The 19,499-nt window shown below is 70.8% G+C and carries 23 protein-coding genes; 18 read left to right on the top strand and 5 right to left on the bottom strand.

The window, feature by feature from the left end:
* Nucleotides 1-77 precede the first annotated feature (77 nt).
* Both prfA and ABT297_RS31070 read left to right on the top strand, forming a co-directional pair.
* Nucleotides 78-1,181, top strand: coding sequence for a peptide chain release factor 1 (prfA, locus tag ABT297_RS31075; protein ID WP_350555954.1), 1,104 nt, complete (start codon nucleotides 78-80; stop codon nucleotides 1,179-1,181).
* Between the two features lie 122 nt (nucleotides 1,182-1,303).
* Complete coding sequence (locus ABT297_RS31070; protein WP_350555953.1) at nucleotides 1,304-1,519, top strand: hypothetical protein; 216 nt, start codon at nucleotides 1,304-1,306, stop codon at nucleotides 1,517-1,519.
* A 44-nt stretch (nucleotides 1,520-1,563) separates the two neighbouring features.
* Here ABT297_RS31070 and ABT297_RS31065 read toward each other — a convergent pair whose 3' ends face one another.
* Nucleotides 1,564-3,096 carry a diguanylate cyclase domain-containing protein gene (locus tag ABT297_RS31065; protein ID WP_350555952.1) on the bottom strand — a complete coding sequence of 511 codons (1,533 nt, stop codon included), beginning with the start codon at nucleotides 3,094-3,096 and terminating at the stop codon, nucleotides 1,564-1,566.
* A gap of 89 nt (nucleotides 3,097-3,185) precedes the next feature.
* Here ABT297_RS31065 and prmC point away from each other — a divergent pair, with 89 nt between their 5' ends.
* From prmC to ABT297_RS31050, 3 genes are read left to right on the top strand one after another with little or no spacing between them, the layout of a single operon-like run.
* A complete protein-coding gene (gene prmC / locus ABT297_RS31060) occupies nucleotides 3,186-4,019 on the top strand; it encodes a peptide chain release factor N(5)-glutamine methyltransferase (protein WP_350555951.1) in 834 nt (277 codons plus the stop codon).
* A 9-nt stretch (nucleotides 4,020-4,028) separates the two neighbouring features.
* A complete protein-coding gene (locus ABT297_RS31055; protein WP_350555965.1) occupies nucleotides 4,029-4,667 on the top strand; it encodes an L-threonylcarbamoyladenylate synthase in 639 nt (212 codons plus the stop codon).
* Nucleotides 4,667-5,236 carry an arsenate reductase/protein-tyrosine-phosphatase family protein gene (locus ABT297_RS31050; RefSeq protein ID WP_350555950.1) on the top strand — a complete coding sequence of 190 codons (570 nt, stop codon included), beginning with the start codon at nucleotides 4,667-4,669 and terminating at the stop codon, nucleotides 5,234-5,236. The genes ABT297_RS31055 and ABT297_RS31050 overlap by 1 nt, the downstream gene beginning before the upstream one ends.
* Nucleotides 5,237-5,252: 16 nt before the next feature.
* On the opposite strand, the gene ABT297_RS31045 is transcribed toward ABT297_RS31050, so the two are convergent.
* Entirely contained in the window at nucleotides 5,253-6,707 is a 1,455-nt protein-coding gene (locus tag ABT297_RS31045; protein WP_350555949.1) for an SDR family oxidoreductase, read from the bottom strand.
* 43 nt (nucleotides 6,708-6,750) lie between these two features.
* Between ABT297_RS31045 and glyA the strand changes: the two genes are divergently transcribed.
* Nucleotides 6,751-7,998 (top strand): serine hydroxymethyltransferase, encoded by a 1,248-nt coding sequence (glyA, locus tag ABT297_RS31040; RefSeq protein ID WP_350555948.1) that lies wholly within the window; start codon nucleotides 6,751-6,753, stop codon nucleotides 7,996-7,998.
* 24 nt (nucleotides 7,999-8,022) lie between these two features.
* On the opposite strand, the gene ABT297_RS31035 is transcribed toward glyA, so the two are convergent.
* Entirely contained in the window at nucleotides 8,023-8,457 is a 435-nt protein-coding gene (locus tag ABT297_RS31035) for a hypothetical protein (RefSeq protein ID WP_350555947.1), read from the bottom strand.
* Nucleotides 8,458-8,653: 196 nt separating this feature from the next.
* Here ABT297_RS31035 and ABT297_RS31030 point away from each other — a divergent pair, with 196 nt between their 5' ends.
* The 11 genes from ABT297_RS31030 (at nucleotide 8,654) to ABT297_RS30980 (ending at nucleotide 17,104) form a co-directional block, all read left to right on the top strand.
* Nucleotides 8,654-9,043: a Cg1360 family ATP-synthase-associated protein gene (locus ABT297_RS31030; RefSeq protein ID WP_350555946.1), complete on the top strand. Its 390-nt coding sequence runs from the start codon at nucleotides 8,654-8,656 to the stop codon at nucleotides 9,041-9,043.
* Nucleotides 9,044-9,250: 207 nt separating this feature from the next.
* Entirely contained in the window at nucleotides 9,251-9,463 is a 213-nt protein-coding gene (locus ABT297_RS31025; protein ID WP_350555945.1) for an AtpZ/AtpI family protein, read from the top strand.
* Between the two features lie 19 nt (nucleotides 9,464-9,482).
* A complete protein-coding gene (gene atpB / locus ABT297_RS31020) occupies nucleotides 9,483-10,283 on the top strand; it encodes a F0F1 ATP synthase subunit A (RefSeq protein ID WP_502885675.1) in 801 nt (266 codons plus the stop codon).
* A gap of 96 nt (nucleotides 10,284-10,379) precedes the next feature.
* Nucleotides 10,380-10,607 carry an ATP synthase F0 subunit C gene (gene atpE / locus ABT297_RS31015; protein WP_350555944.1) on the top strand — a complete coding sequence of 76 codons (228 nt, stop codon included), beginning with the start codon at nucleotides 10,380-10,382 and terminating at the stop codon, nucleotides 10,605-10,607.
* A 45-nt stretch (nucleotides 10,608-10,652) separates the two neighbouring features.
* Entirely contained in the window at nucleotides 10,653-11,210 is a 558-nt protein-coding gene (locus ABT297_RS31010) for a F0F1 ATP synthase subunit B (RefSeq protein WP_350555943.1), read from the top strand.
* Complete coding sequence (locus tag ABT297_RS31005) at nucleotides 11,207-12,028, top strand: F0F1 ATP synthase subunit delta (protein ID WP_350555942.1); 822 nt, start codon at nucleotides 11,207-11,209, stop codon at nucleotides 12,026-12,028. Before ABT297_RS31010 ends, ABT297_RS31005 begins: the two co-directional genes overlap by 4 nt.
* A 38-nt stretch (nucleotides 12,029-12,066) precedes the next feature.
* Nucleotides 12,067-13,704: a F0F1 ATP synthase subunit alpha gene (atpA, locus tag ABT297_RS31000; RefSeq protein WP_350555941.1), complete on the top strand. Its 1,638-nt coding sequence runs from the start codon at nucleotides 12,067-12,069 to the stop codon at nucleotides 13,702-13,704.
* Between the two features lie 3 nt (nucleotides 13,705-13,707).
* On the top strand, nucleotides 13,708-14,634 hold the full coding sequence (locus tag ABT297_RS30995) for a F0F1 ATP synthase subunit gamma (RefSeq protein ID WP_350555940.1): 927 nt from the start codon (nucleotides 13,708-13,710) through the stop codon (nucleotides 14,632-14,634).
* Nucleotides 14,634-16,067, top strand: a complete 1,434-nt coding sequence (atpD, locus tag ABT297_RS30990; protein WP_350555939.1) for a F0F1 ATP synthase subunit beta — start codon at nucleotides 14,634-14,636, stop codon at nucleotides 16,065-16,067. Before ABT297_RS30995 ends, atpD begins: the two co-directional genes overlap by 1 nt.
* Before the next feature lie 280 nt (nucleotides 16,068-16,347).
* Nucleotides 16,348-16,632, top strand: coding sequence for a F0F1 ATP synthase subunit epsilon (locus ABT297_RS30985; RefSeq protein WP_350555938.1), 285 nt, complete (start codon nucleotides 16,348-16,350; stop codon nucleotides 16,630-16,632).
* 16 nt (nucleotides 16,633-16,648) lie between these two features.
* On the top strand, nucleotides 16,649-17,104 hold the full coding sequence (locus tag ABT297_RS30980; RefSeq protein ID WP_350555937.1) for a DUF2550 domain-containing protein: 456 nt from the start codon (nucleotides 16,649-16,651) through the stop codon (nucleotides 17,102-17,104).
* Nucleotides 17,105-17,107: 3 nt separating this feature from the next.
* Here ABT297_RS30980 and ABT297_RS30975 read toward each other — a convergent pair whose 3' ends face one another.
* Nucleotides 17,108-17,686, bottom strand: coding sequence for a cob(I)yrinic acid a,c-diamide adenosyltransferase (locus tag ABT297_RS30975; RefSeq protein WP_350555936.1), 579 nt, complete (start codon nucleotides 17,684-17,686; stop codon nucleotides 17,108-17,110).
* 28 nt (nucleotides 17,687-17,714) lie between these two features.
* On the opposite strand from ABT297_RS30975, the gene murA reads away from it, so the two are divergent.
* The gene (gene murA / locus ABT297_RS30970; protein ID WP_350555935.1) at nucleotides 17,715-18,998 is read left to right on the top strand and encodes a UDP-N-acetylglucosamine 1-carboxyvinyltransferase; all 1,284 of its coding nucleotides are present in this window, start codon (nucleotides 17,715-17,717) and stop codon (nucleotides 18,996-18,998) included.
* Nucleotides 18,999-19,019: 21 nt separating this feature from the next.
* Here murA and ABT297_RS30965 read toward each other — a convergent pair whose 3' ends face one another.
* Nucleotides 19,020-19,475: a VOC family protein gene (locus ABT297_RS30965; RefSeq protein ID WP_350555934.1), complete on the bottom strand. Its 456-nt coding sequence runs from the start codon at nucleotides 19,473-19,475 to the stop codon at nucleotides 19,020-19,022.
* Nucleotides 19,476-19,499: the final 24 nt, after the last annotated feature.

Below are 19,499 nucleotides of genomic sequence, written 5' to 3'. Positions count from 1 at the left end.
GCGCCCGCATCGTCCCCCGCCCGGGGCTCGGTGCGGGCGCCGCGTCTGTTGGGGCCCAAACGACACGGAGAGAAGCGATGAGCAGCGACACCAGCGGGCAGCGGCTCGCCACGCTCCTGGCGGAGTACCAGGAGCTCGAGCGGAAGCTGGCCGACCCCGGCATCCACGCCGACCAGGCGCTGGCCCGCAAGACCGGCCGGCGCTTCGCCGAGCTGTCGCCGATCGCCAAGACGGCCGCCGACCTCGGGCAGGCCCGCGACGACCTCACGGCCGCGCGTGAGCTGGCGGCCGAGGACCCGGCGTTCGGCGGGGAGGCCGACGAGCTGGAGGCGCGCATCCCGCAGCTGGAGGAGCGCCTCGCCGAGTTGCTCGCCCCGCGCGACCCCAGCGACGCCAAGGACGTGATCCTGGAGATCAAGGCCGGCGAGGGCGGCGAGGAGTCGGCGCTGTTCGCGGGCGACCTGCTGCGCATGTACCTGCGCTACGCCGAGCGCCACGGCTGGCTCACCGAGGTCCTCGACTCGCAGGAGTCCGACCTCGGCGGCTTCAAGGACGTCGCGGTCGCGATCAAGACCCGCGGCATTCCGGACGGCGGCAACGGCGTGTGGTCCCGGCTGAAGTGGGAGGGCGGCGTGCACCGCGTCCAGCGGGTGCCGGCCACCGAGTCGCAGGGGCGCATCCACACCTCCGCGGCCGGCGTGCTCGTCACGCCCGAGGCCGAGGAGACCGGCGAGATCGAGGTCGACCCCAACGACCTGCGCGTGGACGTGTTCCGCTCCTCGGGGCCGGGCGGGCAGAGCGTCAACACCACCGACTCGGCCGTGCGCATCACGCACCTGCCGACCGGGATCGTCGTGTCCTGTCAGAACGAGCGGTCGCAGCTGCAGAACAAGGACCGCGCGATGCGGATGCTGCGCGCGAAGCTCGTCGCCCTGGCCGAGGAGCAGGCGGCCGCGGCGGCCGGGGACGCGCGGCGCTCCCAGGTGCGCACGGTGGACCGCTCGGAGCGCATCCGGACGTACAACTTCCCGCAGAATCGGATTTCCGACCATCGGATCGGTTACACGGCGTACAACCTGGATCTCGCCCTGGGCGGTGAGCTCGACGGGGTGTTGGACGCCCTGGCAGAGGCCGACCGCAAGGCCAGGCTCGCGGGTGAGGACCAGCTCAGCCGGGGGTGACGGGGGTCTAACGCGGATGTCACATTCCGGAAACGGTGCGGCGGCACGCTGGTCTCCGGTAGCGTTTCGTGCCGAACGACCAGCACCCAACGTGATTGCTGACACTATCCGGGAGGGTAGTCATGCCGTCGTCGTCCCCCGTCGACATCTCGGCGGCCCCGCGTGCCGTGGTGGGCACCGCCGCGGAGCTGATCTTCAAGGTGGGCCGCTCGGTGCTGGGCGCCGACCGCGTGCCGACGGCGAAGGCGAACGCGTGGGCCGCGGTCTGCGCCGACCAGGAGCGCGCCCGGATCCGCGAGGAGGACGCCCGGGTGATCCTGACGGCCATAGCTCGCTGAACCTGCCCGCCGAAGCCGCCCGCTGAGCCGCCCCCTGCGGCCCGTCAGGGGGCCGCTCGCGGGCGCGGGGTCTTGGCCCGCAGCATCGCGTGGTCGGCGGCCTCGAAGGCCTCCGCGACGCTCTGGAAGCCCTCGCCGGCCAGGCCGGCCCAACCGATCGTCACCCCGACCGGCGTGCCGGGCACCAGCGACTGCCAGTCCTCCGCGGCCACCGCGTTCACGATCCGCCGGGAGATCTCCCGCGCCTCGGCCGGCGACGTCGTCGGGAGCACCACCACGAACTCGTCGCCGCCGTAGCGGGCCACGAAGTCACCCTTGCGCATGACGCGGTTGAGCACCCCGGCCACCCGTTGCAGGACCAGGTCGCCGGACAGGTGTCCGTGGGCGGTGTTGACCTCCTTGAACCCGTCGAGGTCGCAGACGCCGATCGCCGCGTGGCCGCCGGCCGCGAAGAGCTTGGTGATGTGCTCCTCGAGGTACCGGCGGTTGGGCAGCCCGGTGAGCGGGTCGGTCTGCGCCTCGCCCCGGTGGAAGTCGACCTTGCGGATCAGGTCCTCGTGGTCGACCAGCGCGGCGACGCCGTCGACGAACAGGTCGCGCAGCAGGTCGAGTTGCTCGTTGGCGGCCCGGTAGGCGCCGCGGTCCGCATGGTATGCCGCGCGGTAGTCCCCGGCGCCCAGATGCGCCAGCGCGCGTAGCCGGTGCCGCTCGGCCGCGCCCAGGGAGTCGTCGCTGACCTGCGCCGTGTCCAGCCGGGCCACCGCCTCGATCGGCCGGCTCTCGGCGATCGCCTGGCAGACCGCACCCAGCGTGCGCAGGTCGCTCGCGCGGGTCGAGAGCCCGGCCGACTCCAGCAGCGGCCACGGGTCGATGCTGGGCGCCGTGGCCCCGAGCGTGCCGAGGCGCACCAGCGCGTATCCCATCGCGCCGCGAGCCACCGGCCGCAGCCGCCCGATCTCGTCGTCGCGCACCCGGCGCTCCAGGTCGATCGTGATGTCGCGCAGGATCCGCAGGCACCCCTCGCTGTCCCCGCGGTGGTCCAGGTCCACGGCGAGGCGCAGGCGGATCTGCGGCGCCGCGAAGTCGGTGCTCGCCGTCGCCACCCCCACCTGCTCGGCGACCTCCCGGGCGCGCTCCATGGCGGAGAGGGCGTGGCCGTGGAAGCCGGTGTACGAGTACGCCATCGCCAGGTTGTGCCAGCCCCACGCGGTGTTCTCGTCGGTGAGCTCGACCGCGGCGAGCGCCCGGGAGCCGTGCACCAGCGCGCGCACGCAGCGGTCGAGCGAGCCGGCCCGCAGGGCCACGATCGCGGCCAGGGCCTGCAGCTCGCCGTACTGCGCGGGGTCCTGCACCTGCCGGGCGGCTGCGAGCCCGGCGTCGAGCACCGCGGCGTACTCCTCGAAACGCCCGAGGTTGATCAGCACGATCAGGCGCAGCTTCAGCGCGTCGACCCGCTCGTGCGGCGACTGGTCGCCCTTCAGCACCCGGTCGACGACCGTCATCGCCTCGCCGAGCCGGTCGTCGAAGATCAGCCGGCGGGCGCGCTGCAAATCCGACGTGCGGTCGCCCACCGCCATCGGGACCCCCTTCCGGCGCGCCTCATGATTATGGGGTGCACCGAGTCGAAGATGACACGCCGGAACACCGGTTGCCCAAGCTTTCGGAGTTGATCACCACGGCCGCCGCGACCCTGGCCCGCGCCGGTGTGGCCTCCCCGCGCGTCGACGCCGAGCTGCTGGCCGCCCACGTGCTGGACGTGCCCCGCTCCCGCCTGCTGACCGCCGCCGTCACCGGCGCGCAGGCCGAGGAGTTCGACCGGCTGGTGGCCCGCCGCGCGGCGCGGGTGCCGCTGCAGCACCTGACCGGCACGGCCCCGTTCTACGGCCTGGACCTGGCCGTCGGCCCGGGCGTGTTCATCCCCAGGTTCGAGACCGAGCTACTGGTGGAGTGGGCGCTGGCGCGCCCGGGCTGCTGGGACGGGGCCCGGCGCGTCGTCGACCTGTGTTCCGGCTCGGGGGCCATCGCACTGGCCGTCGCCACGCGGCGTCCCGAGGCGCAGGTGTACTGCGTGGAGCGCTCCGAGCGGGCGCTGCCCTGGCTGCGCGAGAACGTCTCCCGGCTGGCACCGCGGGTCCGGGTCGTCGAGGCCGACGTGACCGACGGATCGGTCCTTTCCGATTTGTCCGGCACGGTGGATCTGGTGCTCTGCAACCCGCCCTACGTCCCCGAGGCGACGAGGGTCGACGTCGAGGTGGCGGAGCACGATCCGCACGAGGCGGTCTTCGCCGGCGACGACGGCCTGGCGCTGATGCCGGCGATCGCCCGCACGGCGGCACGCCTCCTGCGACCCGGCGGTCGGCTGGGCATCGAGCACGACGACACCCAGGGCGGGTCGCTGCCGTCCCTGCTGCGCGCCACCTCGCTCTTCGACGAGGTCGAGGATCATCGCGACCTGGCCGGCCGCCCGCGCTTCACCACCGCGAGGCGAGTGGCAGACTAGCTCCTCGTGATGCTCTACGACTGCAGCCGGCTCGCGGAGCGCGAGCGCGGCATCGCCGCTGCGATCGAGGCCGTCGGCCGCGGGGACCTGATCGTGATGCCGACCGACACGGTGTACGGCATCGGCGCGGACGCGTTCAAGTCCTGGGCGGTGACGGCGCTCAACAACGCCAAGGGGCGAACGACGCCGGTTCCGGTGCTCGTCGGCTCGCGGCACACGCTCGACGGGCTGGTCTTCGGACTGCCGCAGGCGGCGCGCGACCTGGTCGACGCGTTCTGGCCGGGCGCCCTGACGATCGTGGTCGAGCACGCCCCGAGCCTGCAGTGGGACCTGGGCAGCACCGACGGCACCGTGGCGGTGCGCATGCCGCTGCACCCGATCGCCCTGGAGGTCCTGCGCGAGACGGGCCCGATGGCGGTGTCCTCGGCGAACAAGCACGGCCAGCCGCCGGCCGAGACCGCCGCCGAGGCGCGCGAGCAGCTCGGCTACTCGGTGAGCGCCTACCTGGAGGGCGGTCCCTGCCCGGAGCCCGTGGCCAGCACGATCATCTCGGTCGTCGGCAACGAGCACCGCGTGCTGCGCACCGGCGCGATCCCGATCGAGAAGCTGCGCGAGGTCGTGCCGGACCTCATCGAGCTCGAGCCCTGATGGCGCCGTTCAGCGTCCTGTGCGTCTGCATGGGCAACATCTGCCGGTCGCCGATGGCCGAGCGGCTGCTGGTCGCCGACGCGCTGGCGCTGGGCGGTGACTCCGACCGGCTGTATGTCCACGGCGCCGGCACCGGCGGCTGGCACGCCGGCGCGCCGATGGATCCGCAGGCCGCGAAGCAGGTCCTCAACCGAGGTGGCGACGTGTCCGGCTTCCGGGCGCGCCGGCTCCTCGCCGAGCACGTCGACGCCTCGGACCTGATCCTGACCGCGACCATCGAGCAGGTCGACTTCGTCACCGCGCTGCGCCCGGACGCGGCCCCGCGCACGTTCGTCTTCGGCGAGTTCGGCCGGCTCATCCGCGGCGCCGAGCCGCCGCGGGACCACGACGTGTACGAGCGAGGCGTCGCCCTGGTCGAGGCGGCCGACGCGGCGCGGGCGGGGCGGCCCCCGGTGCCGTCGGACGAGCTGGACGACCCGTGGGGCCGCCCGGACGCGTACTTCAGCCGCGTCGCCGACGAGATCCACGCCACCACGAAGCCGCTGGCCGAGGCGCTGTTCGCCGCCTGATCGCGCCCGGGGCCCCTCAGCGTTGCGCGGAGCGGGCGATGTTGCGCGCCATCCCGCCGAACACGAACGCGTGGAACGGGGCCACCGCCCACCAGTACGCGTGGCCGGCCAGGCCGTGGGGCAGGAACACCGCCCGCTGCTCGTAGACGGCCCCGCCGCGCCCGTCCTCGCGGGCGCGCATCTCCAGCCACGCGCGGCCCGGCAGCCGCATCTCCGCGCGCAGGCGCAGCAGCGAGCCGGGCACGATCTCCTCGACCCGCCAGAAGTCGAGGGCCTCGCCGACGTACAGGCGCTGCGGGTGGCGGCGGCCCCGGCTCAGCCCCACGCCGCCGGCCAGGCGGTCCAGCCAGCCGCGGACCGACCACGCGAGCGGGAACGAGTGCCAGCCGTTCTCGCCGCCGATCGCCTCGATGACCCGCCAGAGCCGGTCCGGCGGGGCGGAGACGGCGCGGGCGCGCTCGTCGCGGTACACGGTGCCGCCGGACCACGACGGGTCGGTCGGGAGCGGGTCGCTGGGCGCGCCGGCCAGGGCGGCGTTGGCCCACCGGGTCTCGACCTCGGCGTCGCGGATGCGGCGCAGCGCGAGCGTCACGGCGGTGTCGAAGCCGGTCAGGCCGTCGTGCGGGTCGGGAACGTACTCGGCGATGTCGTGCTCATGGCAGACCGCCTCGTGGATGAGGCTGCCGACGAGCGGGCGCGCGATCCGGTTCGGCACCGGCGTCACCAGGCCCACCCAGTGCGACGACAGCCATGGTGTGAGCGCGCGCACCGGCACGAGGATCCTGCGCGGCAGCTCGGCGATCCTGGCGTACCGCTGCATGAGCTCGGCATAGCTGAGCACGTCCGGCCCGCCGATGTCGAAGGCCCGGTTGACCGGTGGCGGGAAGACCGTGGCCGCGGCGACCAGGTAGCGCAGCACATCCCGGATGGCAATGGGCTGAATCCGGTTGCCCACCCACGCCGGCGTCACCATCACCGGCAGGCGCTCGGTGAGGTACCGCAGCATCTCGAACGACGCGGACCCCGACCCGATGATGACCGCGGCCCGCAAGACGACGGCCGGCACCGCGCAGCGCAGGAAGATGTCGCCGACCTCGCCGCGCGAGCGCAGGTGCGCGGAGGCCTTCCCGGACGATGGCACGGGGCCGCCGAGATACACGATGCGCTCGACGCCCGCCGCCTCGCAGGCGATGGCGAAGTTCAGCGCGCTGAGCCGGTCGACGTCCTCGAAGGCGTCGCGGCCCAGGGCGTGCACGAGGTAGTACGCCACCTCGATGCCGCGCATGGCCTCGGCGAGCCCGGCGTCCTCGGCCACGTCGCCCTCGGCGATCTCGACCTTCGGCGCCCACGGCACGTCACGCAACCGGCGCGGGTCGCGGGTCAGGCAGCGCACCTCGTGGCCGGCCGCCAGCAGGCGGGGGACCAGGCGTCCGCCGACGTATCCGGTCGCGCCGGTCACCAGACATCGCATGAGTTCATGCTTACCCTGCGCAATCGGACCCTAGACTCATTTCATGGGCGACACGTACTGGGGACCCGACTTCGACGCGCTCCAGGCCACCGACCCGGAGATCGCCGACGTCGTCCTCGCCGAGCTTCGGCGCCTGCGCGCCGGACTGCAGCTGATCGCGAGCGAGAACCTCACCTCGCCGGCCGTGCTCGCGGTGCTGGGCTCGACCCTCACGAACAAGTACGCGGAGGGCTATCCCGGCCGGCGGTACTACGGCGGCTGCGCCGAGGTGGACCGGGCCGAGTCCCTGGGCATCGAGCGGGCCAAGTCGCTCTTCGGCGCCGAGCACGCCAACCTGCAGCCGCACAGCGGGGCGAGCGCCAACCTGGCCGCGTACGCCGCGCTGCTCATGCCCGGCGACACGGTGCTGGCCATGGAGTTGCCGCACGGCGGGCACCTCACGCACGGCAGCAAGGTCAACTTCTCCGGCAAGTGGTTCAACACGGTCGGCTACCCGGTGCGCAAGGAGGACGAGCTCATCGACTTCGACGAGGTGCGCGCGCTGGCCCTGGCGCACCGGCCCAAGATGATCATCTGCGGGGCGACGGCGTATCCGCGGCTGATCGACTTCGCCCGGTTCCGCGAGATCGCCGACGAGGTCGGCGCCTATCTGCTGGTCGACGCGGCGCACTTCATCGGGCTCGTCGCGGGCGGGGCGATCCCGTCGCCGGTGCCGCACGCCGACGTGGTCTGCGCGACCACGCACAAGGTGCTGCGCGGCCCGCGCGGCGGGATGATCCTGTGCCGGGAGGGCCTCGCGCAGCGCATCGATAAGGCGGTGTTCCCGTTCACGCAGGGCGGCCCGCTCATGCACGCCGTCGCCGCGAAGGCGGTCGCGCTGCAGGAGGCGGCGCAGCCCGCGTACGCCGACTACGCCCGCCAGGTGGTGGCCAACGCGAGGGCGCTCGCCGAGGGCCTGGAGAGCGAGGGCATGCGGCCGGTCTCCGGCGGCACCGACACCCACCTGGCCCTGATCGACCTGCGGGCCCTGCGGATCACCGGGCGCGAGGCCGAGGAGCGCTGCGACGCCTCGGGGATCACGCTGAACAAGAACGCCATCCCGTACGACCCGGAGAAGCCGATGACCGCGTCGGGCATCCGCGTCGGCACCCCGTCGGTGACCACGCAGGGCATGAAGGAGCCCGAGATGCGGCGCATCGCGGCCCTGATCGCCGGCGCCGTGCGCGGCGAGGCGGTCGGCGAGCAAGTGCGGGAGCTGACCGCCGCGTTCCCCGCGTATCCCTCGCCATGATCGCCTTTCCGTACGTCGAGATCTCTACCCGCAGGGATTGCGCCGTTCGGATCCCAGTGCCGTGTTGGTGTGGCCGCCGTTGACCGACCAGGCCGCCTGGGTGCGGTAGACCCCGGCGTGGCAGGGTGCGCTGACCTGCCGTGTGCGCTGTGCCGCCGCCACGGAGTGCGACGTCTCGCCCTTCGTTGCCGTGAACGCCTGCTCGGCCACGTTGACCCAGCCTCCGTCCGTGCTGCGCTGCAGCCGGACGATCAGCGTGAGGTGGTCGGGGCCGGGGGAGTCGCAGCGGAACTGCGCCCCGGCGGCGAGCTTTCCGTTACCGCCCGTGACGCGCTGCGGTGATACGGAACACATCAGCGCGGCGGTGCCGCTGGTCCGGCGAGGTGTCTCGTCGCGGCCGGTCTTCGTGACCACGACCACGGCGACGATCAGGAAGAAGGCGACGACGGCGTTGCGCAAGGTAGCCGCTCCTATACGCATCGTTAATGCTGGATACTCAGCTAACCGCCCGGGAGTGACCGTGCGCAACATTCACTCATGACTCAGTCGCGGATGCGCGAGATCGCCGCGCCGATCGGGGTCGCGGTGCGTGGCGAGGACGTCTCGGAGCAGGTCGCCGCCCTGGTGCGGAGTTACCGGCGTATCCTGCTCCCTTGTGACCCAGCGCCTGCACCACCTGCCGACGGCTCTCGTCGCGTCCGCCGTGCTGCTGGTGGTCGCCGTGGCGGTCGCCTGGCCGATCGGCGACGGCACGGCCGCGCTCGGCGCGGTCGCGGGCGTCGCCCTGGTGGTGCTCAGCTACCTGGTGTCCAGCCTGGTCGTCGCCTGGGTCGACGCGGTGGCCCGAAACCTCCTGCTGCCCGTCGTCCTGCTCACGTACGCGCTCAAGTTCGCGGTGTTCGGCCTGGCCATGTACCGGGTCAGCGAGACGGGCTGGGCCGGGCTGCGGGTGATGGGCGTGACCGTGATCGTGGCGACGATCGTGTGGACCGGCGCGCAGTTGTACTGGATCCTGCGCGCCAAGATCCCCTACGTCCAGCCGTAGCCGGCCGTCCTTCGGCGGGCGGCATTGTGGGGTGCCGCCGCCGCATTCACCCATGCGTCAGTCGGGAAGTTGACGCTTGGCGGGCCGGGGGCGTAGTAACGTCTACGGCCGCCGGTTGATGGCCCGAAGACGACTGAACCCCCGCGCGTCGAGCACGCGGGGGTCGAGTTAATGCTGGAATTCCCAGGCTGATATCGTCACGGCGTCATGGCGGACAAGCAGCCCCCTCAGCGACCGGACTCCGGCGCCAATGCGGGCTGGACTGCTCTTGGCACGCTCCTCGGCGGCGTCATCGCCTGGGGCGGTATCGGCTACGCGCTGGACCGGTGGCTCGACATCCCCCGTCATCTCGGTCTGCTCGTAGGCATGATCGTCGGTATCTGCGCGGCGCTATACCTGGTCGTCAAGCGGTTCGGATAACGCAGTGAAGGGTGGTTCGGTGGGTCAACAGCCGACATTCCTGGCCGAGGGGTTCCCTCCCGGCGTCAAGGATTTCGACTTCCAGAGCTGGATTCCGTCGCTGCGGGGTTCGGAGTGGGGCCTTGCCTTCACCAAGATCACATTCATGGTCTGGCTGGCGGTCGCGGTCATCATCGTGTACTTCCTGGTCTCCTACCGGAACCCGAAGGTGGTTCCGACCAAGAAGCAGTGGCTGGCCGAGTCGCTCTACGGGTTCGTCCGCAACAGCGTCGCCAAGGACGTCATCGGGCATGAGGGAGTCCGCTTCGCGCCCTACCTCGCCACGCTGTTCTGCTTCGTCGCGATGACCAACGCGTTCGCGATCATCCCGTTCTTCCAGATCTCGCCGAACGCGCACATAGCCTTCCCGGTCGTGCTGGGCGTCATCAGCTACGTGCTGTTCATCGTGGTCGGCATCCGCAAGCACGGGTTCGTGAAGTACTTCAAGACGAACCTCTTCGTGCCCGGCATCCCGTGGCCGATCTACTTCCTCGTCACGCCCATCGAGTTGATCTCGACCTTCATCATGCGCCCCGTCACGCTGGCGGTCCGTCTCTTCGCGAACATGTTCGCCGGCCACCTCATGCTGCTGGTCTTCACCCTCGGCGGCGTGGCGATGCTGAACAGCAGCAACATCTTCATCCAGGGCCTATCGGTGACGTCCTTCCTGATGGCCATCGTGATGACGTTCTTCGAGCTCATGGTCATCGTCCTGCAGGCGTACGTCCTTACGATGCTGACCGCCAGCTACGTCCAGGGCGCGCTCGCCGACGAGCACTGAAACCAAGAGCCTCTCGTTCACTTCTACTTCCGCAATTCCGCTCCACCCCCTCGTCACGCGTGAAAGTCACGCGCGAACCTCAGGAGGAACCAACAGATGGACAGCGTTCTCGCCGTGATCAACGGCAACGTCTCGGTGATCGGTTACGGCCTCGCCGCCATCGGCCCCGCGATCGGCGTCGGTATCATCTTCGCCGCATACATCCAGGCCAGTGCCCGTCAGCCCGAGTCGGCCGGCTTCAACCGCACCTGGCTGATCTTCGGCTTCGCCGTTGTCGAGGCGCTCGCGCTCTTCGGCCTCGTGCTCGCGTTCGCCCTCAGCTAGTTCTTCGCTGGTAATCACCACGCGACCGGACAGGAGGAGCGCATCATGATCAACTACTTTGCCGCAGAGGAAGAGGGCGGCGGCAGCGTCATCTTCCCGCACGTGCCTGAGATCATCGTCGGGACGATCGCCTTCGCTCTGCTCTGCTTCGTGCTCATGAAGTTCGTCTTCCCGCGCATGGAGGAGACCTTCCGCGCGCGGGTGGAGGCGATCGAGGGCGGCATCAAGCGCGCCGAGGAGGCGCAGGCCGAGGCCAACCAACTGCTCGAGCGGTACAAGGAGCAGCTGGCGGAGGCCCGCACCGAGGCGGCCCGGATCCGTGACGAGGCGCGCGCCGACGCGACGGGCATCCGCGAGGACATCCTCGCCAAGGCCCGCGAGGAGAGCGACCGCATCATCGCGGCGGGCCGGGACGCGCTGCAGACCGAGCGGCAGACCATCGTCCGCCAGCTGCGGACGGAGATCGGCTCGCTCGCGGTCGACCTGGCCGGCCGGATCGTCGGCGAGTCCCTCGAGGAAGAGGCCCGCCGCCGTGGCACGGTCGAGCGGTTCCTCCAGGAGATCGGCGACGGCGACGTGGCCGGCGCCGCCGGGCGGCGTTGATGGACACCACCAACCGCGAGGCCTACGGGGCCGCCGCCGACAAGCTCGCCGAGTTCTCGGCGAGCGCTGACGTGCAGCGGATCGCCAAGGTCGCCGACGAGATCCTCGCGGTGGCCGATCTGCTGCGGCGGGAGCCCCGGCTGCGTCGCGCGCTGGCCGACCCGGCCCGCCCCGCCGAGGAGCGGGCCGGGCTGATCAGCTCGATCCTGTCGGGCAAGGTCGGCGACGACACCGTCGAGCTGCTGGCCGCGCTGGTGTCCGGGCGCTGGTCCGGGCCGGGCGCGCTGCTGGACGGCGCCGAGCGGCTCGGCGTGGACGCCCTGCTGGCCGCGGCCGATCGCGGCGGGGAGCTGGCCGACGTGGAGGACGAGCTCTTCCGCTTCAGCCAGATCGTCGCGGGCGACGGCCGGCTCGCCGGCGCGCTGAGCGACTCCACCGCGCCGATTGCCTCGCGGACCGAGCTGGTCCGCGATCTGCTCACGGGCAAGGCGAAGCCGGCGACGGTCAGCCTCGCGCAGCTCGCGCTCGCCGGGTTCGGCGGCCGCGGGTTCGACAGCTCGCTGAACCGCCTCGTCGAGCTGGCCGCCGCGAAGCGGGACCGGTCGGTCGCCTACGTGACCACCGCCGTCGCGCTGAGCGACGCGGAGGAGCAGCGCCTGGCCGACCGTCTTGCCGCGCTGTACGGTCGGGATGTCTCCCTCAAGGTTGACGTCGATCCGCGCATCATCGGAGGCGTGCGGGTCAAGGTCGGCGCAGACCTCTACGACGGCACGGTCGCCCGCCGCCTCACCGAGGCGAAGACGGCGCTCGCGAAGTAATTACCCCGAAGCTTGTTACTCCAGATAGAAGGTTGAGGATGGCCGAGCTGACCATCTCCTCGGACGACATTCGGGGCGCACTCGAGCGCTACGTCTCGTCCGTTGATTCACGGATCTCCCGCGAGGAGGTCGGCGTCGTCTCGTACGCCGGCGACGGTATCGCCCAGGTCGAGGGGCTGCCCTCGACCATGGCCAACGAGCTGCTCGAGTTCGAGGACGGCACGCTCGGCGTCTCGCTCAACCTCGACGTCCGCGAGATCGGCGTCGTCGTCCTCGGCAAGTTCGAGGGCATCGAGGAGGGTCAGCAGGTCAAGCGGACCGGCCGCGTGCTCTCGGTCCCGGTCGGCGACGCCTTCCTGGGCCGCGTGGTCAACCCGCTGGGTGAGGCCATCGACGACCGCGGCGACATCCCCAACGAGGGCTTCCGCGAGCTCGAGCTGCAGGCCCCGAACGTCATGGCCCGCCAGCCGGTCAAGGAGCCCCTGCAGACCGGCATCAAGGCGATCGACGCCATGACCGCCATCGGCCGGGGCCAGCGCCAGCTGATCATCGGTGACCGCAAGACCGGCAAGACCACGGTCGCGCTGGACACGATCATCAACCAGCGGGACAACTGGAAGTCCGGCGACCCGAAGAAGCAGGTCCGCTGCATCTACGTCGCCATCGGTCAGAAGGCCTCCACGATCGCCGCCACGCGCGCGACGCTGGAGGAGCACGGCGCCATGGAGTACACGACGATCGTGGCCTCCCCGGCGTCCGACCCGGCCGGCTTCAAGTACCTCGCCCCCTACGCCGGCTCGGCCATCGGCCAGCACTGGATGTATGGCGGCAAGCACGTCCTGATCGTCTTCGACGACCTGACCAAGCAGGCCGAGGCCTACCGCGCGGTCTCGCTGCTGCTGCGCCGCCCGCCGGGCCGCGAGGCCTACCCGGGCGACGTCTTCTACTTGCACTCGCGCCTGCTGGAGCGCTGCGCCAAGCTCTCCAACGAGCTGGGCGGCGGCTCGATGACCGGCCTGCCGATCATCGAGACGAAGGCCAACGACATCTCGGCCTACATCCCGACCAACGTCATCTCGATCACCGACGGCCAGGTCTTCCTGGAGTCAGACCTGTTCAACCAGGGCGTCCGCCCGGCGATCAACGTCGGCACCTCGGTGTCCCGGGTCGGCGGCTCGGCCCAGGTCAAGGGCATGAAGGACGTCGCCGGCCGGCTGCGGCTCGACCTGGCGCAGTATCGCGAGCTCGAGGCGTTCTCCGCCTTCGCCTCCGACCTGGACAAGGCCTCCCGCGCGCAGCTGGAGAAGGGCGCTCGCCTGGTCGAGCTGCTCAAGCAGCCGCAGTATTCGCCCTTCTCGGTCGAGGAGGAGGTCGTCTCGGTGTGGGCCGGCACCACGGGCCAGCTCGACAGCATCCCGGTCGGCGAGATCCGGCGGTTCGAGAGCGAGTTCCTGCAGCACCTGCGCTCCAGCCGCAAGGAGCTGCTCGACGCGATCGCCGAGAGCAAGAAGCTGGAGCAGGACACGATCGCCGGCCTGACCGACGCGATCAACAACTTCAAGCAGGTGTTCTCGGCCAAGGGCGACGAGCTCAACGTCAACGAGGCGCCGGCCAAGGCCATCGAGGGTGAGCAGGCTCGCGAGACCGTCACCCGCCAGGTCCGGAAGTCGGGCTGACGCATGGCCGGTCAGGTACAGGCACTGCGCCGGAGGATCCGCACGGTCAAGTCGACCAAGAAGATCACCAAGGCGCAGGAGCTCGTCGCCACGAGCCGCATCGGCCGGGCGCAGGAGCGGGTAGCCGCATCCCTGCCCTACGCCGACGCGATCACGGATGTGCTGACGGCACTGGCGAGCAGCGCCAACATCGACCACCCCCTGCTGGTGCCGCGCAGTGCGGTCCGCCGGGCCGGCGTGCTGCTGGTCACCAGCGACCGCGGGTTGTGCGGCGGGTACAACGCCAACGCGATCCGCACCACGGAGCAGCTGATCTCCAAGCTGCGCCAGGACGGCAAGCAGGTGGCGCTGTACATCGCCGGCCGCAAGGGCGTGACCTACTACCGCTTCCGGGGTCGCGAGATCGCCGGGAGCTGGACGGGCTTCTCCGAGCAGCCGCGGTATGAGAACGCGGCGGAGATCGGCGAGACGCTCATCCAGGCCTTCGTCCACGGCGCCGACGACTCGGTCGACGGTCCCGGCCCGGACGGCGTGCTCGGCATCGACGAGCTCTACATGGTCCACACGCAGTTCCGCTCACTGATGACCCAGACTCCCGTCGCGCGGATCGTCGCGCCGCTGGAGGTTGAGGAGCAGGAGGTCAGCGGGCCGCTGCCGGCCTACGATTTCGAGCCGGACGCCGAGCAGCTGCTTGAGGCGCTGCTGCCGAAGTACATCAACACGCGCATCTTCGCGGCGTTGCTGGACTCCGCGGCCAGCGAGTCGGCCGCCCGCCGGCGTGCCATGAAGAGTGCCTCCGACAACGCCGACGACCTGCTGAAGCGGTACACCCGCGAGATGAACTCCGCGCGGCAGGCGGCGATCACCCAGGAAATCAGTGAGATCGTCGGCGGCGCCAACGCGCTGGCGGCGGCGGGAAGTGATGTGTGATGACTGCACCAGCAGACACCAAGACCGCGGTCGGCCGCGTGGTCCGGGTCATCGGCCCGGTCGTCGACGCCGAGTTCCCGCGTGACGCCATGCCCGACATCTACAACGCGCTCCACGTCGACGTGACCCTGTCCGGGGGCACCAAGACGCTGACGCTCGAGGTTGCCCAGCACCTCGGCGACAACATGGTGCGCGCCATCTCCATGCAGCCCACCGACGGCCTGATCCGCGGTGCCGAGGTGCGCGACACCGGCGCGGGCATCTCGGTGCCCGTCGGCGATGTGACCAAGGGCCACGTGTTCAACGCCCTCGGCGACGTGCTCAACGCCGACGCCTCGAAGCTCGACATCAAGGAGCGCTGGGAGATCCACCGCCCGGCGCCCGCGTTCGCCGAGCTCGAGCCGAAGACCGAGATGCTGGAGACCGGCATCAAGGTCCTCGACCTGCTCGCGCCCTACGTGCGCGGTGGCAAGATTGGCCTGTTCGGCGGTGCCGGCGTCGGCAAGACGGTGCTCATCCAGGAGATGATCATCCGGGTGGCCCGCAACTTCGGTGGTACCTCGGTGTTCGCCGGCGTGGGTGAGCGCACCCGCGAGGGCAACGACCTCATCCTGGAGATGGCCGAGGGCAACGTCCTGGACAAGACCGCACTGGTCTTCGGCCAGATGGACGAGCCCCCGGGCACCCGTCTGCGGGTCGCGCTGGCCGCGCTGACCATGGCGGAGTACTTCCGCGACGTGCAGAACCAGGAGGTGCTGCTCTTCATCGACAACATCTTCCGGTTCACCCAGGCCGGCTCCGAGGTGTCGACGCTGCTGGGCCGCATGCCCTCGGCCGTCGGTTACCAGCCGACCCTGGCCGACGAGATGGGTCAGCTGCAGGAGCGCATCACCTCCGTGCGGGGCAAGGCCATCACCTCGCTCCAGGCGATCTACGTGCCCGCCGACGACTACACCGACCCGGCGCCGGCCACCACGTTCGCCCACCTCGACGCGACGACCAACCTCGAGCGTTCGATCTCGGACAAGGGCATCTACCCGGCCGTCGACCCGCTGGCGTCCTCCTCGCGCATCCTCGCGCCGGAGTACGTCGGCATCGAGCACTACACGGTCGCCCGCGAGGTGCAGCGGATCCTGCAGAAGTACAAGGACCTGCAGGACATCATCGCCATCCTGGGCATGGACGAGCTGTCCGAAGAGGACAAGGTGACGGTGGGCCGCGCCCGCCGCATCGAGCGCTTCCTGTCGCAGAACACCTACGCCGCCGAGCAGTTCACCAGCGTCCCCGGTTCGACCGTTCCGCTCAAGGAGACGATCGAGTCGTTCAAGAAGATCAGCGAGGGTGAGTACGACCACTTCCCCGAGCAGGCGTTCTTCATGTGCGGTGGTCTCGAGGACCTCGAGCGCAACGCGCACGAGCTCATGAAGGACTGATTTTCCGGCCGTACGTCGGGAAGGCGTGCCCCCAGCGGGGGAGCACGCCTTCCCTTTTTGCTATCTATCACTTCGCTTTCCATCACTTGAAATTTTGGCAAAGACGCTTCGCGAGGCGGTGACGTGCGTCACGCTCTGAAGTGTCCGTCGGTCAGTTCCCGGCGCGCCGCCGCACCGGCCGTTCACCAGGTGAGCCAACGTGGTGAGGCCCACTGCTCGGCGCGTCGGATCATTGACTAGACTCGGCCAAACCGAATCGCGCACACGAGGAGTAACTAGCGTGGCGAGGCAGCTGCACGTCGAACTCGTAGCCGTCGAGGAAAAAGTCTGGTCCGGCGACGCGGACATGGTCGTGGCGCGCACGACTGAGGGTGATCTCGGCGTCCTTTACGGCCACGAGCTGCTCCTCGGCCAGCTCGCCGAGCAGGGCCAGGTGCGCATCAAGCAGGCCAGCAAGGAGCTCGTCTACGACGTGGCCGGCGGGTTCATCTCCGTCACCGGCACCGGGGTGACGATCCTCGCCGAGAGCTGCGCCCTCGCCTCGTCCGCCTCCGCAGCGCACTGACGACCGGGCGGCGGAGGTGAGGATCGTCGAGGGAATCGGCATCGGCGTTCTGATCCTGCTCACAGCCTTGGCGGTGCTCTTCCTGCGCCGCATCGTCATCGCCCGCCGGGGCGGCACCATCGAGCTTGGCGTCCGGTTGAGCACCATTCTCCCGGGCCGTGGCTGGTCGGCCGGGCTGGCCCGGTTCACCGGCGACGATCTGCGGTGGTATCGCATTTTCAGCTTCTGGCCGGGCCCGCGCCGGGTGTTCTCCCGGCGCGGGCTCGCCGTCGACCGCCGCCGCACGCCGGACGCGGCCGAGCTGCTCGTCCTGCCGCCCGACTGGGTGATCGTGCGCTGTATCAGCCGGCACGCGCCCGTCGAGATCGCGATGGCGGAGCGGGCGCTGACCGGCTTCCTGTCCTGGGTCGAGGCGGCGCCGCCGGGGGAATCGACCCCGGAGACGCGCCCCTACCGCTATCGCGCGAGCTGAGCCTCAGTCCACCGGCCGGCCGCCGGGCACCCACTTCACGTCGCCGTCCGGGTTCGCCGCGCGGCACAGGATGAACAGCAGATCCGACAGGCGGTTGAGGTATTGCAGCGCCACCTCGTTGGTGCGCTCCGCATCGACCTCCCACAGCGCCCACGCGCTGCGCTCGGCCCGCCGGGTGACGGTGCGGGCGACATGCAGCAGCGCCCCGCCTGGAGTGCCGCCGGGCAGGATGAAGGAGTCCAGCTTGGGCAGTGACTCGTTGAACTCGTCACACCAGCGCTCCAGCCGTTCGACCTGTTCGGCGGTGACCCGGAGCGGCGGGTGGGACGGGTTCTCGGTGATCGGGTTGCACAGGTCGGCGCCGACGTCGAAGAGATCGTTCTGCACAGCCAGCAGCACCGCCGCGATGCGCTCGTCGAGCGCGCCCATCGCCCGCGCTACGCCGAGCGCGGCGTTGGCCTCGTCGACGTCGGCGTACGCGACGAGTCGCGGATCTGTCTTGGACACCCGCGAGAAGTCACCCAGTCCTGTGGTACCGGTGTCGCCGGTCTTCGTGTAGATGCGCGTGAGGTGAATGGCCATGGTTTTCACGGTACGGAATCCCCCTACGATGGCCGACGTGGACGTGATCCGTGTGATGGGCGGGGCCCGGCTCGCCGGCGACGTATCCGTGGTCGGCGCGAAGAACTCGGCGTTGAAGCTCATGGCGGCGGCCCTGCTGGCCAACGGCCGCACCGTGCTGACGAACGTGCCGCGTATCACGGACATCGCCATCATGGCCGAGGTGCTGCGGCGCCTGGGCTGTGAGGTCGAGCTGGACGGCGACCGCGTCGTCATCGACGTGCCCGACGAGCTCGGCACCGAGGCCGACTACGACCTGGTGCGCCGCCTGCGCGCCTCCATCTGCGTCCTGGGCCCGCTGCTGGCCCGCCGCGGCCACGTGCGCGTGGCCCACCCGGGCGGCGACGCGATCGGCTCCCGGGGCCTGGACATGCACGTCGAGGGCCTGCGCCGGATGGGCGCCGACATCTCCGGCGAGCACGGCTTCGTCATCGCCACCGCGCCCAAGCTGCACGGCGCCACGATCTGGCTCGACTTCCCCAGCGTCGGCGCGACCGAGAACCTGCTCATGGCCGCCGTCCTCGCCAACGGCCGCACCGAGATTGACAACGCCGCCCGCGAGCCCGAGATCGTCGACATCTGCCGCATGCTCACCGACATGGGCGCCGACATCCAGGGCGCCGGCTCCTCCCGCCTCGTCATCCAGGGCGTGCCGGAGCTGCGCCCGGTCGAGCACCGCACCGTCGGCGACCGCATCGTGGCCGGCACGTGGGCCTTCGCCGCCGCCATGACCCGCGGCGACGTCACCGTGCACGGCATCGACCCGTCGTTCCTGGAGATCGCCCTCGACAAGGTGGCGACGGCGGGCGGCGAGGTGAGCACGTCCACCGACTCGTTCCGCGTCGTGATGCCGGCCCGCCCGAAGGCCGTCGACGTGGTGACCCTGCCGTTCCCCGGCTTCGCCACCGACCTGCTGCCGATGGCCGTCGGCCTGGCGGCGGTGAGCGAGGGCTCGTCGCTGGTGACCGAGAACATCTTCGACGGCCGGTTCATGTTCATCAACGAGATGTCCCGCCTGGGCGCCGACATCCGCACCGACGGCCACCACGCGGTGGTGCGCGGCAAGAACCGCCTCTCGGGCGCCCCCGTGACGGCGACGGACATCCGTGCGGGCGCCGGCCTGGCGATCGCGGGCCTGTGCGCGGACGGCGTCACGGAGATCCGCCACGTGCACCACATCGACCGCGGCTACCCAAGCTTCGAGTCCGACCTTCGGGCCCTGGGCGTCGAGGTGGAGCGCGCGGAGGCCCCGCCGGACCAGTTCGACTTCTGACGGGCGGCACCGCCCGCCCGGTCAGTCGAGACAGAACTCGTTGCCCTCGGGGTCGGCCATCACGATGTGACCGGCGCCGAGCGGGGGATCGGGCTCGTGGTGACCGAGCCGGGTGGCGCCGTGGGACACGAGCCGCTCCGCCTCCGCCTCCAGGGCCGCCATCCGCGCGTCGCCCTCGAGCCCGGGGGCGGCTCGCACATCGAGGTGCACGCGGTTCTTGGCCCGCTTGCCCTCCGGCACCCGCTGGAAGAACAGCCGGGGCCCGGCGCCCTCGGGGTCGAGCACCGCCGAGGCGTCGTTGTGGCGCTCGGGCGGCAGACCCATCGCCTCCAGGGCCTGCTCCCACGACCCGAAGCCCTCGGGCGGGTCCTGCAGCCGGTAGCCGAGGGCCTCGGCCCAGAACCGCGCCATCCGGGCCGGGTCGGCGCAGTCGAAGGTGATCTGGACGGTGCGGGCGCTGTGCTCGTCGTCGGTCATGCCCCCAGCCTGCCGCATATAGCG

It is taken from the genome of Dactylosporangium sp. NPDC000555, from assembly GCF_040300025.1.
In the GTDB taxonomy this organism is placed as follows: Bacteria; Actinomycetota; Actinomycetes; order Mycobacteriales; family Micromonosporaceae; genus Dactylosporangium.
Note: the sequence above shows the minus strand (reverse complement) of the source record. Positions and strands in the feature narration are given on the sequence as shown.

What these genes read in the sequence shown, in the direction of transcription:
- ABT297_RS31050 (WP_350555950.1), top strand. Translation starts at nt 4,667, where the DNA reads ATGGCGCCGTTCAGCGTCCTGTGCGTCTGCATGGGCAACATCTGCCGG.
- ABT297_RS31025 (WP_350555945.1), top strand. Translation starts at nt 9,251, where the DNA reads ATGGCGGACAAGCAGCCCCCTCAGCGACCGGACTCCGGCGCCAATGCG.
- ABT297_RS31010 (WP_350555943.1), top strand. Translation starts at nt 10,653, where the DNA reads ATGATCAACTACTTTGCCGCAGAGGAAGAGGGCGGCGGCAGCGTCATC.
- ABT297_RS31045 (WP_350555949.1), bottom strand. Translation starts at nt 6,707, where the DNA reads ATGCGATGTCTGGTGACCGGCGCGACCGGATACGTCGGCGGACGCCTG.
- glyA (WP_350555948.1), top strand. Translation starts at nt 6,751, where the DNA reads ATGGGCGACACGTACTGGGGACCCGACTTCGACGCGCTCCAGGCCACC.
- ABT297_RS31055 (WP_350555965.1), top strand. Translation starts at nt 4,029, where the DNA reads ATGCTCTACGACTGCAGCCGGCTCGCGGAGCGCGAGCGCGGCATCGCC.
- atpA (WP_350555941.1), top strand. Translation starts at nt 12,067, where the DNA reads ATGGCCGAGCTGACCATCTCCTCGGACGACATTCGGGGCGCACTCGAG.
- ABT297_RS30965 (WP_350555934.1), bottom strand. Translation starts at nt 19,475, where the DNA reads ATGACCGACGACGAGCACAGCGCCCGCACCGTCCAGATCACCTTCGAC.
- prfA (WP_350555954.1), top strand. Translation starts at nt 78, where the DNA reads ATGAGCAGCGACACCAGCGGGCAGCGGCTCGCCACGCTCCTGGCGGAG.
- ABT297_RS31070 (WP_350555953.1), top strand. Translation starts at nt 1,304, where the DNA reads ATGCCGTCGTCGTCCCCCGTCGACATCTCGGCGGCCCCGCGTGCCGTG.
- atpD (WP_350555939.1), top strand. Translation starts at nt 14,634, where the DNA reads ATGACTGCACCAGCAGACACCAAGACCGCGGTCGGCCGCGTGGTCCGG.
- ABT297_RS30995 (WP_350555940.1), top strand. Translation starts at nt 13,708, where the DNA reads ATGGCCGGTCAGGTACAGGCACTGCGCCGGAGGATCCGCACGGTCAAG.
- ABT297_RS31065 (WP_350555952.1), bottom strand. Translation starts at nt 3,096, where the DNA reads ATGGCGGTGGGCGACCGCACGTCGGATTTGCAGCGCGCCCGCCGGCTG.
- murA (WP_350555935.1), top strand. Translation starts at nt 17,715, where the DNA reads ATGGCCGACGTGGACGTGATCCGTGTGATGGGCGGGGCCCGGCTCGCC.
- ABT297_RS30975 (WP_350555936.1), bottom strand. Translation starts at nt 17,686, where the DNA reads ATGGCCATTCACCTCACGCGCATCTACACGAAGACCGGCGACACCGGT.
- atpE (WP_350555944.1), top strand. Translation starts at nt 10,380, where the DNA reads ATGGACAGCGTTCTCGCCGTGATCAACGGCAACGTCTCGGTGATCGGT.